12 protein-coding genes and 1 pseudogene are annotated in these 15,162 nt (G+C 59.4%); all 13 read left to right on the plus strand.

Translation table 11 applies throughout. The annotated features are described in order from the left end of the window. Positions 1-172: 172 nt before the first annotated feature. The 13 genes and pseudogenes from cra (at position 173) to ACVWZ0_RS04875 (ending at position 15,162) form a co-directional block, all read left to right on the plus strand. Positions 173-1,183 (plus strand): catabolite repressor/activator, encoded by a 1,011-nt coding sequence (gene cra, locus ACVWZ0_RS04815; protein WP_253455287.1) that lies wholly within the window; start codon positions 173-175, stop codon positions 1,181-1,183. A 546-nt stretch (positions 1,184-1,729) separates the two neighbouring features. Then, a complete protein-coding gene (gene mraZ / locus ACVWZ0_RS04820) occupies positions 1,730-2,188 on the plus strand; it encodes a division/cell wall cluster transcriptional repressor MraZ (RefSeq protein ID WP_125288986.1) in 459 nt (152 codons plus the stop codon). A gap of 2 nt (positions 2,189-2,190) precedes the next feature. Beyond that, positions 2,191-3,132 carry a 16S rRNA (cytosine(1402)-N(4))-methyltransferase RsmH gene (rsmH, locus tag ACVWZ0_RS04825; protein ID WP_253455286.1) on the plus strand — a complete coding sequence of 314 codons (942 nt, stop codon included), beginning with the start codon at positions 2,191-2,193 and terminating at the stop codon, positions 3,130-3,132. Then, positions 3,129-3,449 (plus strand): cell division protein FtsL, encoded by a 321-nt coding sequence (ftsL, locus tag ACVWZ0_RS04830; protein ID WP_253455285.1) that lies wholly within the window; start codon positions 3,129-3,131, stop codon positions 3,447-3,449. Before rsmH ends, ftsL begins: the two co-directional genes overlap by 4 nt. An 8-nt stretch (positions 3,450-3,457) precedes the next feature. Continuing rightward, a pseudogene (locus ACVWZ0_RS04835) lies at positions 3,458-5,222 on the plus strand (peptidoglycan glycosyltransferase FtsI). After that, complete coding sequence (gene murE / locus ACVWZ0_RS04840; RefSeq protein ID WP_253455284.1) at positions 5,209-6,696, plus strand: UDP-N-acetylmuramoyl-L-alanyl-D-glutamate--2,6-diaminopimelate ligase; 1,488 nt, start codon at positions 5,209-5,211, stop codon at positions 6,694-6,696. The pseudogene ACVWZ0_RS04835 and the gene murE overlap by 14 nt, the downstream one beginning before the upstream one ends. Then, the gene (murF, locus tag ACVWZ0_RS04845) at positions 6,693-8,054 is read left to right on the plus strand and encodes a UDP-N-acetylmuramoyl-tripeptide--D-alanyl-D-alanine ligase (RefSeq protein ID WP_253455283.1); all 1,362 of its coding nucleotides are present in this window, start codon (positions 6,693-6,695) and stop codon (positions 8,052-8,054) included. Before murE ends, murF begins: the two co-directional genes overlap by 4 nt. Further along, the gene (gene mraY, locus ACVWZ0_RS04850; RefSeq protein WP_253455282.1) at positions 8,048-9,130 is read left to right on the plus strand and encodes a phospho-N-acetylmuramoyl-pentapeptide-transferase; all 1,083 of its coding nucleotides are present in this window, start codon (positions 8,048-8,050) and stop codon (positions 9,128-9,130) included. The genes murF and mraY overlap by 7 nt, the downstream gene beginning before the upstream one ends. Positions 9,131-9,132: 2 nt before the next feature. Next, a complete protein-coding gene (gene murD / locus ACVWZ0_RS04855) occupies positions 9,133-10,449 on the plus strand; it encodes a UDP-N-acetylmuramoyl-L-alanine--D-glutamate ligase (protein WP_253455281.1) in 1,317 nt (438 codons plus the stop codon). Next, positions 10,449-11,663: a cell division protein FtsW gene (ftsW, locus tag ACVWZ0_RS04860; RefSeq protein WP_253455280.1), complete on the plus strand. Its 1,215-nt coding sequence runs from the start codon at positions 10,449-10,451 to the stop codon at positions 11,661-11,663. The genes murD and ftsW overlap by 1 nt, the downstream gene beginning before the upstream one ends. Then, entirely contained in the window at positions 11,660-12,718 is a 1,059-nt protein-coding gene (murG, locus tag ACVWZ0_RS04865; RefSeq protein WP_253455279.1) for an undecaprenyldiphospho-muramoylpentapeptide beta-N-acetylglucosaminyltransferase, read from the plus strand. Before ftsW ends, murG begins: the two co-directional genes overlap by 4 nt. A 58-nt stretch (positions 12,719-12,776) precedes the next feature. Then, positions 12,777-14,249 (plus strand): UDP-N-acetylmuramate--L-alanine ligase, encoded by a 1,473-nt coding sequence (gene murC, locus ACVWZ0_RS04870; protein ID WP_253455278.1) that lies wholly within the window; start codon positions 12,777-12,779, stop codon positions 14,247-14,249. Beyond that, positions 14,242-15,162, plus strand: a complete 921-nt coding sequence (locus ACVWZ0_RS04875; protein ID WP_253455277.1) for a D-alanine--D-alanine ligase — start codon at positions 14,242-14,244, stop codon at positions 15,160-15,162. Before murC ends, ACVWZ0_RS04875 begins: the two co-directional genes overlap by 8 nt.

Consider the following 15,162-nt stretch of genomic DNA (forward strand, 5'->3'; position numbering starts at 1 on the left):
GAAAAGCTTCTAACCCGGCGTAATGCCGGGTTTTTTTATTTTTGCCAGAAAGCTCCCGACTGGGGCTAAAAGAGGTTGCTGGCGCAGCCGTTAGATGTAAGATTATCTTATCCTTAGCCGCGACATGGCTATTTTTTCTGCGCCGTCATGGTGCCTGAAGCGTGGAGTTATTGTGAAACTGGATGAAATTGCGCGTCTTGCTGGTGTATCGCGCACGACGGCCAGCTACGTTATAAACGGAAAAGCCCGGCAGTATCGTGTCAGCGACAAGACCGTAGAAAAAGTCATGGCGGTGGTTCGCGAGCATAATTATCACCCTAATGCGGTCGCCGCAGGCTTAAGGGCAGGGCGTACCCGCTCGATAGGCCTGGTTATTCCCGATTTAGAGAATACCAGCTATACGCGGATCGCGAATTATCTGGAGCGCCAGGCCCGTCAGCGCGGCTATCAGCTGCTGATCGCCTGCTCCGAAGATCAGCCGGATAACGAAATGCGCTGCGTGGAACACCTGTTACAGCGCAAGGTAGACGCGATTATCGTTTCGACCTCCCTGCCGCCGGAACACCCTTTTTACCAGCGCTGGATTAACGATCCTTTGCCGATCGTAGCGCTGGATCGCGCGCTGGATCGCGAACACTTCACCAGCGTCGTCGGCGCCGATCAGGATGATGCCGAGATGCTGGCGGCCGAACTGCGCAAGCAGCCGGCTGAATCCATTCTTTACCTCGGCGCGCTGCCGGAGCTGTCCGTCAGCTTCCTGCGTGAAATGGGCTTTCGCCAGGCGTGGCAGGGCGACGAGCGCCATATCGACTATATCTATGCCAACAGCTTTGAGCGCACGGCGGCGGCGGCGCTGTTTGAAACCTGGCTGGAAACGCACGCCATGCCCGATGCGCTGTTTACCACCTCTTTTGGTCTGCTGCAGGGCGTGATGGACGTGGCGCTGAAGCGGGAAGGGCGGATGCCGACCGATTTATCAATAGCCACCTTCGGCGATCATGAACTGCTGGATTTTCTGGATTGTCCGGTACTGGCGGTAGGTCAGCGTCATCGCGACGTGGCCGAGCGGGTGCTGGAACTGGTGCTGGCCAGCCTGGACGAGCCGCGTAAGCCAAAACCCGGCCTGACGCGTATCCGTCGCAATCTTTACCGGCGTGGACGCCTGAGCCGTAAAGGAAGTTAATCAGTTGCTAAAAGGGTGTCTTTTATTGGCACCTTTTATTTTTCTGGTTTCGCAACTTTTCGCGCGGTGCCGGATGCCCAAATAAGACCGGTGCGTTTTTGGTTTGTCGTTAGCGTAAATAAAAGTAAAGATAAAGTTTCAAATGATTTTAACTTTCCGAAAATGCACGCTTATTAAAACGTTAGCGACACGCCTTCGCTGCCGCATCAGGCAGAACGGCACTATCAGGCCATTTTCTTAGGAAATTCCTTAAAATACCGGTCAACGGCTAAAGTTGGCGGCCGGAATTTTACGGGTAACGGCTGGTATATTTTTGAACAACTCAGACTTTCTCATCAATTTCCCGTCACTATTCATTAGTTTAATTTTCGATAGCGCGCTAAAGGCGCTTCTTTTTTAACTCTTTGCTGTTTTTTCTGGAAAAGAAATAATTCTTCAGGGCCTGCGCTGTCGCTTGACAATGATTTCCTCCGCTCCGTACACTCCTCCGGGTGGGAATTTGTGGTGTAAAGTGGGACTTAAGGGTAACCAAAGGGGAAGACTGGCATGTTCCGTGGAGCAACGTTAGTCAATCTCGACGGCAAAGGGCGACTGGCTGTGCCCATGCGCTACCGCGAAACGCTGATCGGGGAATCTCAGGGGCAAATGGTGTGTACTATTGACCTCCATCAGCCATGCCTGCTGCTTTACACCCTGCCTGAATGGGAAATTATTGAACGTAAGCTGGCTCGCTTATCGAGCATGAACCCGGTAGAGCGCCGTATTCAGCGCTTGTTGCTTGGTCATGCCAGCGAATGCCAGATGGATAATGCAGGCCGTTTGCTGATTGCGGGTACGCTCCGTCAGCACGCGAATCTGACCAAAGAAGTGATGCTGGTTGGACAGTTTAACAAGTTTGAGCTGTGGGATGAACAGACCTGGTATCAACAAGTCAGGGAGGATATTGACGCGGAGCAGTCGTCTCAGGAACCGCTATCTGAGCGCTTGCAGGACTTGTCATTATAGCTATGCAGGAAAATTTTAAACATACCACGGTGCTGCTGGACGAGGCGGTCAACGGCCTCAATATCAAACCAGACGGCATCTATATTGATGGCACCTTTGGACGAGGCGGGCATTCCCGACTGATCCTCTCCGCGCTGGGCGAACAGGGGCGTCTGTACGCCATCGACCGCGACCCGCAGGCTATTGCCGCCGCCGCCGCCATTACCGATCCGCGCTTTACCATTATACATGGGCCTTTCTCCGCGCTGGCGGAGTATGTTGACGCGCGCGGGCTGACCGGCCGCATCGACGGCATTTTACTGGATTTGGGCGTCTCTTCGCCGCAGCTGGATGATGCCGAACGCGGCTTCTCTTTTATGCGCGACGGCCCGCTGGATATGCGCATGGATCCGACCAAAGGCTTATCTGCTGCGCAGTGGCTGCTTCAGGCAGAGGAGAGCGATATCGCCTTTGTGCTGAAAACCTTTGGCGAAGAGCGCTTCGCAAAACGCATCGCGCGCGCCATCGTCGAGCGCAACCGCGAGCAGCCAATGACCCGCACCAAAGAGCTGGCGGACGTGATTTATGCCGCTACGCCGGTAAAAGATAAATTCAAGCATCCGGCGACGCGCAGCTTCCAGGCTATCCGTATTTGGGTCAACAGCGAGCTGGAAGAGATTGAAAAAGCGCTGAAAGGCGCGCTTTCCGCGCTGGCGCCGCAGGGCCGCCTGTCGGTGATCAGCTTCCACTCGCTGGAAGACCGTATCGTCAAACGCTTTATGCGCGAACAGAGCCGTGGCCCGCAGGTTCCGGCCGGTATTCCGATGACGGAAGCGCAGCTGAGCAAGCTCGGCGGCCGTCAGCTTAAAGCGCTGGGCAAAATGATGCCGGGCGAAGCGGAAGTGGCGGAAAACCCGCGCGCGCGCAGTTCCGTATTACGTATTGCTGAGAGAACAGACGCATGATCGGCAACGAGCGACACAGTTTACCCGGCGTGATTGCAGGCGATCTTTTACGCCACGGCAAAATCCCGCTGATCCTGGCTGTCGCCGTGCTGGTGTCTGCGGTGCTGGTGGTGACCACGGCGCATAAAACCCGCCTGCTCACCGCGCAGCGCGAGCAGCTGGTGCTGGAACGCGACGCGCTGGATATCGAATGGCGCAACCTGATTCTGGAAGAGAATGCGCTGGGCGATCACAGCCGCGTGGAAAGAACGGCGATGGAAAAACTGCAAATGCAGCATGTCGATCCTTCGCAGGAAAATATTGTGGTACAGCCATAAGGGCATAAATGAAAGCCGCAGTTAAGACGCTTAAGACAAAACGTCAGGAAGATCAGGCCAGCTTTGTCAGCTGGCGTTTTGCGTTGTTGTGCGGCTGTATTTTACTCGCGCTGGGCGGACTGCTGGCGCGCATGGCTTATCTGCAGGTGATCAACCCGGATAAGCTGGTGCGGGAAGGCGATATGCGCTCGCTGCGCGTCCAGGCCGTTCCGACCTCTCGTGGCATGATCACCGATCGCGCCGGGCGGCCGCTGGCCGTCAGCGTGCCGGTCAACGCTATCTGGGCCGATCCGAAAGAGCTGCACGCCAAAGGCGGCATCACGCTGGACAGCCGCTGGCAGGCGCTTTCCGATGCGCTTTCCATTCCGCTGGATCAGCTGGCGGCGCGCGTTAACGCCAATCCCAAAGGGCGCTTCGTCTATCTGGCGCGCCAGGTCAATCCGGCCATCGGCGACTACATTAAAAAACTCAAGCTTCCCGGCATCTTTTTACGGGAAGAGTCGCGTCGCTACTATCCGGCAGGGCAGGTCACGTCACATCTGATCGGCTTTACCAACATTGATGGTCAGGGCATTGAAGGCGTCGAAAAGAGCTTTGATAAATGGCTGACGGGCGAGCCGGGCGAGCGCACCGTGCGCAAAGACCGCCATGGCCGCGTGATTGAGGATGTCTCTTCCGTAGACAGCCGGGCGGCGCACAACCTGGCGCTGAGCATTGACGAACGCCTGCAGGCGCTGGTCTATCGCGAACTGAACAACGCCGTCGCCTTTAACAAGGCGGAGTCGGGCACCGCCGTGCTGGTGGATGTTAACACCGGCGAAGTGCTGGCGATGGCCAACAGCCCGGCCTATAACCCGAACAACCTTACCGGCGTCACCAAAGACGTAATGCGCAACCGCGCCATCACCGATATTTTCGAGCCGGGTTCAACCGTCAAACCGATGGTGGTCATGACCGCGCTACAGCGCGGCGTGGTGCGGGAAAACAGCGTGCTGAACACCGTGCCTTACCGCATTAACGGCCATGAGATCAAAGACGTGGCCCGCTATAACGAGCTGACGCTGACCGGCGTTCTGCAAAAATCGAGTAACGTCGGCGTTTCCAGGCTGGCGTTAGCGATGCCGTCCTCAGCGCTGGTAGAAACCTACTCGCACTTTGGACTGGGTAAAGCGACCAATCTGGGACTGGTCGGAGAAAGTAGTGGCTTATATCCCCAAAAACAACGGTGGTCTGACATAGAGAGGGCCACCTTCTCTTTCGGCTACGGGCTGATGGTAACGCCGTTACAGTTAGCGCGAGTCTACGCCACAATCGGCAGCTATGGTCTCTATCGCCCGCTGTCGATTACCAAAGTCGATCCGCCCGTGGGCGGACAGCGCGTATTTTCTGAAGAAGTGGTTCGCACCGTCATGCATATGATGGAGAGCGTGGCGCTGCCCGGCGGCGGCGGCGTAAAAGCGGCCATCAAAGGCTACCGCATCGCCATTAAAACCGGTACGGCGAAAAAAGTCGGGCCGGACGGGCGCTACGTTAACAAATATATTGCCTACACCGCCGGCGTTGCACCGGCAAGCCGTCCCCGTTTTGCGCTGGTGGTGGTGATCAACGATCCCCAGGCCGGTAAATATTACGGCGGCGCGGTTTCGGCTCCGGTGTTTGGCGCCATTATGGGCGGTGTATTGCGCACCATGAATATCGAACCTGATGCGCTACCGGTCGTTGAAAAAAACGAGCTGGTAGACAATAAGTGAGGGATCAAGTGACAGATCGTAATCTGCACGACTTACTGGCGCCGTGGGTGCCTGGCGCGCCCGCGCTGCCGCTGCGTGAAATGATCCTGGACAGCCGTTTAGCGGCTGCCGGCGATCTCTTTGTCGCCGTAAAAGGCCATACGGCAGACGGCCGTCGTTTTATTCCCCAGGCTATCGCGCAGGGCGTGGCGGCGATTATCGCCGAAGCGGAAGGCGAAGCGGAAGATGGCGACATCACTACCGTGCACGGCGTGCCGGTGATTTATCTGGCGCAGCTGAGCCAGCGGCTTTCCGCGCTGGCCGGGCGCTTTTACCAGCAGCCGGGCGAAAAACTGCGCCTGATTGGCGTGACCGGCACCAATGGCAAAACCACCACCACTCAGCTGCTGGCGCAATGGGCGCAGCTGCTGGGCGAAACCGGCGCGGTGATGGGCACCGTCGGCAACGGCCTTTACGGGCATCTGGCGCCGGTTGAAAACACGACCGGCTCGGCGGTTGAGGTACAGCAGACGCTGGCTTCGCTGGTGGAGCAGGGCGCGACGCTGGCCGCGATGGAGGTTTCCTCCCACGGTCTGGTGCAGCATCGCGTAGCGGCGCTGCCTTTTGCCGCTGCGGCCTTTACCAACCTCAGCCGCGATCACCTGGACTACCACGGTGATATGACGCGCTATGAGTCCGCCAAATGGCTGCTTTTCTCCGAGCACATGGTCGGCCAGGCCATTATCAATGCCGATGACGAGACGGGACGCCGCTGGCTGGCGAACCTGCCGGACGCCGTTGCCGTTACGCTGGAAGATAACCTGGAGCCGGGCTGTCATGGCCGCTGGCTGAAGGCGACGGACGTGCGCTATCACGACAACGGCGCCGCCATCCGTTTTGACTCCAGCTGGGGCGGCGGCGAGCTGGAAAGCCGTCTGATGGGCGCGTTTAACGTCAGCAATCTGCTGGTGGCGCTGGCAACGCTGTTGGCGCTGGGTTATCCGCTCAACGAGCTGGTGGCGACCGGCAACCGACTACAGCCGGTCACCGGCCGTATGGAAGTCTTCAGCTCGCCCGCCAAGCCAACGGTAGTGGTGGATTATGCCCACACGCCGGACGCGCTGGAAAAAGCGCTGGAGGCCGCTCGCCTGCACTGTAAAGGCAAGCTGTGGTGCGTCTTCGGCTGCGGCGGCGATCGCGACAAAGGCAAGCGTCCGCTGATGGGCGCCATTGCCGAGCAGTTCTCCGACGTGGTGGTGATCACCGACGATAACCCGCGCAGCGAAGATCCTGCCGCTATCGTGGCCGACATTCTGACCGGCCTGCTCGATCCGGGCCGCGCCCGCATGGTAGCCGGACGAGCACAGGCGGTCACTAACGCCATCATGCAGGCTAAAGAAGAAGATATCGTGCTGGTTGCCGGTAAAGGTCATGAAGATTATCAAATCGTCGGCAACCGTCGGCTGGACTATTCCGACCGCGAAACCGTGGCGCGTTTGCTGGGGGTGATGGCATGATCGCACTCTCTCTGCAAAAGCTGGCTGAGATCACCGGCGGTGAACTAATCGGCAGCGACCTTACCTTTAGCGAAGTGACCACCGATACGCGCAAGATAAGCGCCGGCTGTCTGTTTATCGCGCTGAAGGGCGAGCGTTTTGACGCGCACGAGCTGGTCGGCGACGCGATAGCGGCCGGTTCGGCGGCTCTGTTAGTCAGTAAGCACTTACCTGTTGCGGTTCCTCAGGTGGTGGTCAGTGATACGCGCATAGCGCTGGGCCAGCTGGCCGGCTGGGTTCGCCAGCAGTCGACGGCGCGCGTCGTGGCGCTGACCGGCTCTTCCGGCAAAACCTCGGTCAAAGAGATGACCGCCGCCATTCTGCGCCAGTGCGGCGAAACGCTGTATACCGCAGGCAATCTGAATAACGATATCGGCGTCCCGCTGACGCTGCTGCGTCTGAGCGCGCAGCACCAGTACGCGGTGATTGAGCTGGGCGCTAACCATCAGGGCGAAATCGCCTGGACCACCAGCCTGGCGCGACCGGAAACGGCGCTGGTCAACAACCTGGCGGCCGCGCACCTGGAAGGGTTCGGCTCGCTGGCAGGCGTGGCCAAAGCCAAAGGCGAAATTTTTCAGGGGCTGCCGGACAACGGCACCGCCATTCTGAACGCCGACAGCAACGACGAGGCTAACTGGCAGCCGATGCTGAAGGGCAAAACGGTCTGGCACTTCTCTTCCCAACCGCAGGCCGAAAGCGAGTTCGCCGCCAGCGATGTGCAAATCACCAGCTCTGGCACCCATTTTGTGATGAAAACGCCTGTAGGCAGCGTAGCCGTTCAGCTGCCGCTGCCGGGGCGTCACAATATCGCGAATGCGCTGGCCGCCGCCGCGCTGGCTATCTCCGTCGGCGCTTCCCTGGAAGCGGTACAGCTTGGCTTAGGCCAGCTTGAAGCCGTGCCGGGCCGCCTTTTCCCGGTTCTGCTGGCGGAAAATCAGCTGCTGCTGGACGACAGCTATAACGCCAACGTCGGCTCGATGACCGCAGCGGCTCAGGTGCTGGCGGATATGCCGGGCTATCGCGTGATGGTCACCGGCGATATGGCGGAGCTGGGCGAGGAGGCCGAAGCGTGCCATCGCGAAGTGGGCGAAGCGGCGCGGCGCGCCGGTATTGATAAGGTGCTTAGCGTGGGCACATTAAGCCGCGCTATCGGCGAGGCCAGCGGCGTGGGCGAACATTTTACCGATAAGGCTGCCGTCACGGCGCGTCTGCGGACGCTGCTGGCGGAACAGCCGACGATCACCATTTTAGTTAAAGGTTCACGTAGTGCCGCCATGGAGCAGGTAGTACAGAGCTTACAGGAGAAAAGAACATGCTAGTCTGGCTGGCCGAACATCTGGTCGCTTTTTATTCAGGCTTTAACGTCTTTTCCTATCTGACGTTTCGCGCCATCGTCAGCCTGCTGACCGCGCTGTTTATCTCGCTGTGGATGGGGCCGCGCATGATCGCCCGCCTGCAGGAAATGTCCTTCGGTCAGGTCGTGCGTAACGACGGCCCGGAATCGCACTTCAGCAAGCGCGGCACGCCGACCATGGGCGGCATTATGATCCTGTTCTCCATTACCGTCTCGGTGCTGATGTGGGCCTATCCGTCCAACCCTTACGTCTGGTGCGTGCTGGTGGTGCTGGTGGGTTTTGGCATCATTGGGTTTGTGGACGATTACCGCAAGGTGGTGCGTAAAGACACGAAAGGGCTGATCGCGCGCTGGAAATATTTCTGGATGTCGGTGATTTCGCTGGGCGTCGCCTTTACGCTCTATGCGACAGGAAAAGGCACGCCGGCGACGCAGCTGGTGGTGCCGTTCTTCAAGGACATCATGCCGCAGCTTGGCCTGTTTTACGTGGTGCTCGCCTACTTCGTTATCGTCGGCACCGGTAATGCGGTGAACCTGACCGACGGGCTGGACGGCCTGGCAATCATGCCTACCGTTTTTGTGGCCGCCGGTTTTGCGTTGGTTGCCTGGGCCACCGGTAATATGAACTTCGCTAACTACCTGCATATTCCCTATCTGCGCCACGCTGGCGAACTGGTGATTGTCTGTACGGCAATCGTCGGTGCCGGGCTGGGCTTTTTATGGTTTAACACCTATCCGGCGCAGGTCTTTATGGGCGACGTCGGATCGCTGGCGCTGGGCGGCGCGCTGGGCACCATCGCCGTGCTGCTGCGTCAGGAGTTTTTGCTGGTGATTATGGGCGGCGTCTTTGTGGTGGAAACCCTGTCGGTGATCCTACAGGTGGGGTCGTTCAAGCTGCGCGGCCAGCGAATTTTCCGCATGGCGCCTATTCATCATCATTACGAACTTAAAGGCTGGCCGGAACCGCGCGTTATCGTACGTTTCTGGATCATTTCACTGATGCTGGTGCTGATTGGCCTGGCGACGCTGAAGGTGCGGTAATAATGACTGATTACCAGGGTAAAAAAGTCGTCATTATCGGTCTGGGATTGACCGGGCAGTCGTGCGTTGACTTCTTTTTAGCGCGTGGCGTCACGCCGCGCGTCATGGATACCCGACTTGTTCCGCCGGGCCTGGAAAAGCTGCCAGCAGAAGTGGAACGCTGGCTGGGTTCGTTGAACGACGACTGGCTGCAAAGCGCCGATCTGATTGTCGCCAGCCCCGGGCTGGCGCTGTCGCATCCGTCCCTGACGGCGGCGGCGAAAGCGGGCGTGGAGATCGTAGGCGACATCGAGCTGTTTTGCCGCGAGGCGCAGGCGCCGATTGTGGCGATCACCGGCTCTAACGGCAAAAGCACCGTGACCACGCTGGTGGGCGAGATGGCTACAGCCGCAGGCTGGCAGGTCGGCGTGGGCGGCAATATTGGCCTGCCGGCGCTGATGCTGCTTGCTCAGCCCGCCCGGCTCTACGTGCTGGAACTCTCCAGCTTCCAGCTGGAAACGACCCACAGCCTGAAAGCGGCGGCGGCGACCATCCTGAACGTGACGGAAGATCATATGGATCGCTATCCGTTCGGGATGCAGCAGTATCGGGCGGCCAAGCTGCGCGTTTACGAACAGGCAGACGCGTGCATTGTGAATGCGGACGATGCGATGACCATGCCGGTACGCGGCGCGGATAAACGCTGCATCAGCTTTGGCGTCGACGTCGGCGACTATCATCTGACGCGCCAGCAGGGCAGCACCTGGCTGCGCGTTAAGGGCGAAAAAGTGCTGAACACCAGCGAGATGCCCCTGGTCGGCCAGCATAACTACACTAACGCGCTGGCGGCCCTTGCGCTGGCCGATGCCGTGGGTTTGCCTCGCGCCTCCAGCCTGAAAGCGCTGACTACCTTTACCGGCCTGGCGCACCGCTTCCAGCTGGCGCACGAGCGTAACGGCATTCGCTGGATCAACGACTCCAAAGCGACCAACGTCGGCAGCACCGAAGCGGCGCTGAACGGTCTGACCGTGCAGGGCACGCTCTGGCTGCTGCTGGGCGGCGACGGCAAATCCGCCGACTTCACTCCGCTGGCTCGCTACTTACAGGGCGATAACATCAGAATTTACTGCTTTGGTCGGGATGCGGCCGCGCTGGCGGCGCTGCGCCCGGAAAGGGCAGTGCAGACCGCAACGATGCAGGAAGCCATGCAGCAGATTGCCGCCAAAGCGCAGTCTGGCGATATGGTGCTGCTGTCGCCGGCCTGCGCCAGCCTCGATCAGTTTAAAAACTTCGAGCAGCGCGGCGACGTGTTCACTCGACTGGCAAAGGAGCTGGGCTGATGCGTGTTCCGGGTTTAAGCGTTGCCAGCTGGCTGTCAGAACGCCTGAAAGAGTGGGTGATGGGCTCGCGCGAGAGCGATGCCAGCACCATGGTGCTTTACGACCGCACGCTGCTCTGGCTGACGATAGGGCTGGCGATTATCGGCTTCGTGATGGTGACGTCGGCCTCCATGCCGGTGGGCCAGCGTTTATCGGACGATCCTTTTTACTTCGCCAAGCGCGATGCCTTTTACATCGTGCTGGCGTTCGGCATCGGGCTGGTCACGCTGCGCGTGCCGATGGCTTTCTGGCAGCGCTACAGCAACATTATGCTGCTGGTCACGGTGGTGATGCTGCTGATTGTGCTGGTGGTGGGCAGTTCGGTAAACGGCGCCTCGCGCTGGATTGCGCTCGGCCCGCTGCGTATCCAGCCTGCGGAGCTCTCCAAGCTTTCGCTGTTCTGCTATCTCGCCAGCTACCTGGTGCGCAAGGTAGAGGAAGTGCGCAACAATTTCTGGGGTTTCTGCAAGCCGATGGGCGTGATGGTGGTGCTGGCGGTCCTGCTGCTGGCGCAGCCCGATCTGGGTACCGTGGTGGTGCTGTTTGTCACCACGCTGGCGATGCTGTTCCTGGCTGGCGCAAAATTATGGCAGTTTCTGGCGATCATCGGCTCCGGTATTTTTGCGGTTTGCCTGCTGATTATTGCCGAACCTTACCGTATGCGGCGCGTCACCTCTTTCTGGAACCCGTGGGAAGATCCCTTCGGCAGCGGCTACCAGCTGACCCAGTCGCTGATGGCGTTTGGCCGTGGCGAATTCTGGGGCCAGGGGCTGGGCAACTCGGTACAGAAACTGGAATATTTACCGGAAGCGCACACCGACTTTATCTTCTCGATTATCGGTGAAGAGCTGGGTTATATCGGTGTGGTTTTAGCGCTGTTAATGGTATTCTTCGTCGCTTTTCGCGCGATGTCCATCGGGCGCCGCGCGCTGGAGCTTGACCAGCGCTTCGCCGGTTTTCTGGGCTGCTCTATCGGCGTCTGGTTCAGCTTCCAGGCGCTGGTTAACGTTGGCGCCGCAGCAGGTATGCTGCCGACCAAAGGCCTGACGCTGCCGCTGATCAGTTACGGCGGCTCCAGCCTGATAATTATGTCAACCGCCATCGTATTTTTGTTACGCATAGATTATGAAACGCGTCTGGCAAAAGCCCAGGCGTTTACGCGAGGTAGTCGATGAAAGGGAAGCGACTGATGGTTATGGCCGGCGGCACCGGAGGACACGTTTTTCCGGGGCTGGCGGTGGCGCACCATCTGATGGCGCAGGGCTGGCAGGTGCGCTGGCTCGGCACGGCTGACCGTATGGAGGCCGATCTGGTGCCGAAACACGGCATCGACATCGATTTTATTCGCATCAGCGGCCTGCGCGGCAAAGGGCTGAAGGCGCAGCTGGCCGCGCCGCTGCGGATTTTCCACGCCGTACGTCAGGCCCGCGCAATCATGAAGGCCTACAGGCCGGACGTGGTGCTGGGCATGGGCGGCTACGTTTCCGGGCCGGGCGGCCTGGCGGCGTGGAGCTGCGGTATTCCGGTGGTGCTGCATGAACAAAACGGCATCGCCGGATTAACCAATAAGTGGCTGGCGAAAATCGCCAAAAAAGTGATGCAGGCGTTTCCCGGCGCGTTCCCTGATGCGGATGTGGTCGGCAACCCGGTACGGACAGACGTGCTTGCTCTGCCGTTGCCTGCTGAACGTATGGCCGATCGCAGCGGCCCGGTTCGCGTATTGGTTATCGGCGGCAGCCAGGGCGCCCGCGTGCTGAACCAGACGCTGCCTCAGGTGGCCGCGAAGCTGGGCGACAGCATTACGCTGTGGCACCAGACGGGCAAAGGCGCGCTGGCTGAAGTCAACGACGCCTACGGTAAGGTTGGACAGACGCAGCATAAAGTCACCGAATTTATTGACGATATGGCAGCGGCCTACGCCTGGGCGGACGTTATCGTCTGTCGCTCCGGCGCGCTGACGGTCAGCGAAGTGGCCGCCGCAGGCTTACCGGCGATCTTCGTGCCGTTTCAGCATAAAGATCGTCAGCAGTACTGGAACGCGCTGCCGCTGGAAAAAGCGGGCGCGGCAAAAATTTACGAGCAGCCGCAGTTTACGGCTGACACCGTGGCGCAGACGCTGGCCGCATGGGATCGCCCAACGCTGATGGCGATGGCGGCGAAGGCCCGTGCCGTGGCGATCCCGGATGCGACCGAGCGTGTCGCAGCCGAAGTCAGCAAAGCGGCGCTATAGCACAGGACGAGACTTGTCCCGGAACAGGGTGCCAGCAGGTACCGACAGGCAGAAAGAGATGAATACACAACAACTGGCAAAACTGCGTTCTATCGTGCCCGAGATGCGTCGCGTCCGGCACATTCACTTTGTTGGCATCGGTGGTGCCGGCATGGGCGGTATTGCCGAAGTGTTGGCCAACGAAGGCTATGAAATCAGCGGTTCCGATCTGGCGCCGAATGCGGTCACGCAGCATTTGAGCGCGCTGGGAGCGGCCATCTATTTTAACCATCGTCCTGAAAATGTCAGCGATGCCAGCGTGGTGGTGGTATCCACCGCGGTGTCGCAGGATAACCCGGAACTTATCGCGGCGCGTGAAGCCCGCATTCCGGTGATCCGTCGGGCGGAAATGCTGGCCGAGCTGATGCGCTTCCGTCACGGCATCGCCGTCGCCGGGACGCACGGAAAAACCACGACCACGGCCATGGTATCCAGCATTTATGCGGAAGGCGGCCTGGATCCGACCTTCGTTAACGGTGGCCTGGTCAAAGCGGCCGGCACCCATGCGCGTCTGGGCAGCAGCCGCTATCTGATTGCGGAAGCGGATGAAAGCGATGCGTCCTTCCTGCACCTTCAGCCGATGGTGGCTATCGTCACTAATATCGAAGCTGACCACATGGATACCTATCAGGGCGATTTTGAGAACCTGAAGCAGACCTTTATCAATTTCCTGCACAACCTGCCGTTCTATGGCCGCGCGGTGCTCTGCGTGGATGACGCGGTGATCCGCGATCTGATCCCGCGCGTAGGCCGCCAGATCACCACTTACGGCTTTAGCGAAGATGCCGACGTGCGTATCGCCAGCTACGAGCAGCACGGCGCGCAGGGCCACTTCACGCTGGCCCGCCACGATAAGCCGCTGATGCAGGTGACGCTGAACGCGCCTGGCCGCCACAATGCGCTGAACGCCGCCGCCGCGGTAGCCGTCGCGACGGAAGAGGGCATTGACGATGCAGAAATCCTGAGCGCGCTGGAAAGCTTCCAGGGCACCGGTCGTCGCTTCGATTTCCTGGGCGAGTATCCGCTACAGGAAGTGAACGGCGTGCAGGGCACCGCGATGCTGGTTGACGATTATGGCCATCATCCCACGGAAGTTGACGCCACGATCAAAGCGGCCCGTGCGGGCTGGCCGGACAAGCAGCTGGTGATGATCTTCCAGCCGCATCGCTATACGCGCACCCGCGATCTCTATGACGATTTCGCGAACGTGCTGTCTCAGGTGGATGTGCTGCTGATGCTGGACGTTTACTCCGCTGGCGAAACGCCGATCCCCGGTGCCGACAGTCGCTCGCTGTGCCGCACCATCCGTGGGCGCGGCAAAGTCGATCCTATTCTGGTGTCGGACCATGACGCCGTGCTGGAAATGCTGGCGCCGAAGCTGTCCGGCAACGATTTAATTCTGGTGCAGGGCGCGGGCAACGTTGGCCGTATTGCCCGCACGCTTGCTGAAAATAAGTTACAACCGCAGAAAGAAGGTAAACATCATGGCTGAGAAAGTAGCGGTATTGCTGGGTGGCACTTCTGCGGAACGCGACGTTTCCCTGATGTCGGGCAACGCCGTGGTGAGCGGACTGCTTGAGGCGGGCATCGACGCGCATGCCGTCGATATCCGTGATTTTCCGGTAACGCGCCTGAAAGAAGAAGGCTTCGATAAAGCTTTTATCGCGCTGCACGGTCGCGGCGGCGAAGACGGCACCCTGCAGGGGCTGCTGGAGTTTCTGGCTATTCCCTATACCGGCAGCGGCGTGATGGCTTCCGCCATTACCATGGACAAGCTGCGCACCAAATGCCTGTGGCAGGGGTGCGGCCTGCCGGTATCGCCTTACGTGGCGATTACCCGTAAAGAGATGGACGCCGGGCTTAACGACGAGATCCGCGCCCGTATCGCAGCGCTGGGCCTGCCGGTTTTCGTTAAGCCCAGCAGCGAAGGCTCCAGCGTCGGCATCAGCCGCGTTAACGACGCTGACTCGCTTCAGGCTGCGCTGACCGAGGCTTTCCGTCACGACGACGACGTGCTGGTAGAGGCGTTTCTGAGCGGCCCGGAATACACCGTAGCGGTGATCGGCGACGATATTCTGCCTTCCATTCGTATTCAGGTGGCTTCGGAGTTCTATGACTATGAAGCAAAATACTTTTCTGACGAAACGCAGTACTTCTGTCCAAGCGGTTTATCGGCCGAGCGGGAAGCGGAACTGAGCGAGATCGTGATTAAAGCGTGGCGCGCGCTGGGCTGTAGCGGCTGGGGACGCGTCGATCTGATGATGGGCGGCGACGGCCAGTTTTACCTGCTGGAGGTGAATACCTCGCCCGGCATGACCAGCCACAGCCTGGTGCCGATGGCCGCTAAGCAGGCCGGCATGAGCTTTTCGCAGCTGGTAGCCCGCATTCTGGAACTGGCGGACTGA

The organism is Erwinia sp. TECH1, assembly GCF_054057575.1.

Excerpts from the sequence above, each read along its gene's own strand:
- mraZ (WP_125288986.1), top strand. The coding sequence starts at position 1,730 with ATGTTCCGTGGAGCAACGTTAGTCAATCTCGACGGCAAAGGGCGACTG.
- murF (WP_253455283.1), top strand. The coding sequence starts at position 6,693 with ATGATCGCACTCTCTCTGCAAAAGCTGGCTGAGATCACCGGCGGTGAA.
- murD (WP_253455281.1), top strand. The coding sequence starts at position 9,133 with ATGACTGATTACCAGGGTAAAAAAGTCGTCATTATCGGTCTGGGATTG.
- rsmH (WP_253455286.1), top strand. The coding sequence starts at position 2,191 with ATGCAGGAAAATTTTAAACATACCACGGTGCTGCTGGACGAGGCGGTC.
- ftsW (WP_253455280.1), top strand. The coding sequence starts at position 10,449 with ATGCGTGTTCCGGGTTTAAGCGTTGCCAGCTGGCTGTCAGAACGCCTG.
- murG (WP_253455279.1), top strand. The coding sequence starts at position 11,660 with ATGAAAGGGAAGCGACTGATGGTTATGGCCGGCGGCACCGGAGGACAC.
- murC (WP_253455278.1), top strand. The coding sequence starts at position 12,777 with ATGAATACACAACAACTGGCAAAACTGCGTTCTATCGTGCCCGAGATG.
- ftsL (WP_253455285.1), top strand. The coding sequence starts at position 3,129 with ATGATCGGCAACGAGCGACACAGTTTACCCGGCGTGATTGCAGGCGAT.
- ACVWZ0_RS04875 (WP_253455277.1), top strand. The coding sequence starts at position 14,242 with ATGGCTGAGAAAGTAGCGGTATTGCTGGGTGGCACTTCTGCGGAACGC.
- mraY (WP_253455282.1), top strand. The coding sequence starts at position 8,048 with ATGCTAGTCTGGCTGGCCGAACATCTGGTCGCTTTTTATTCAGGCTTT.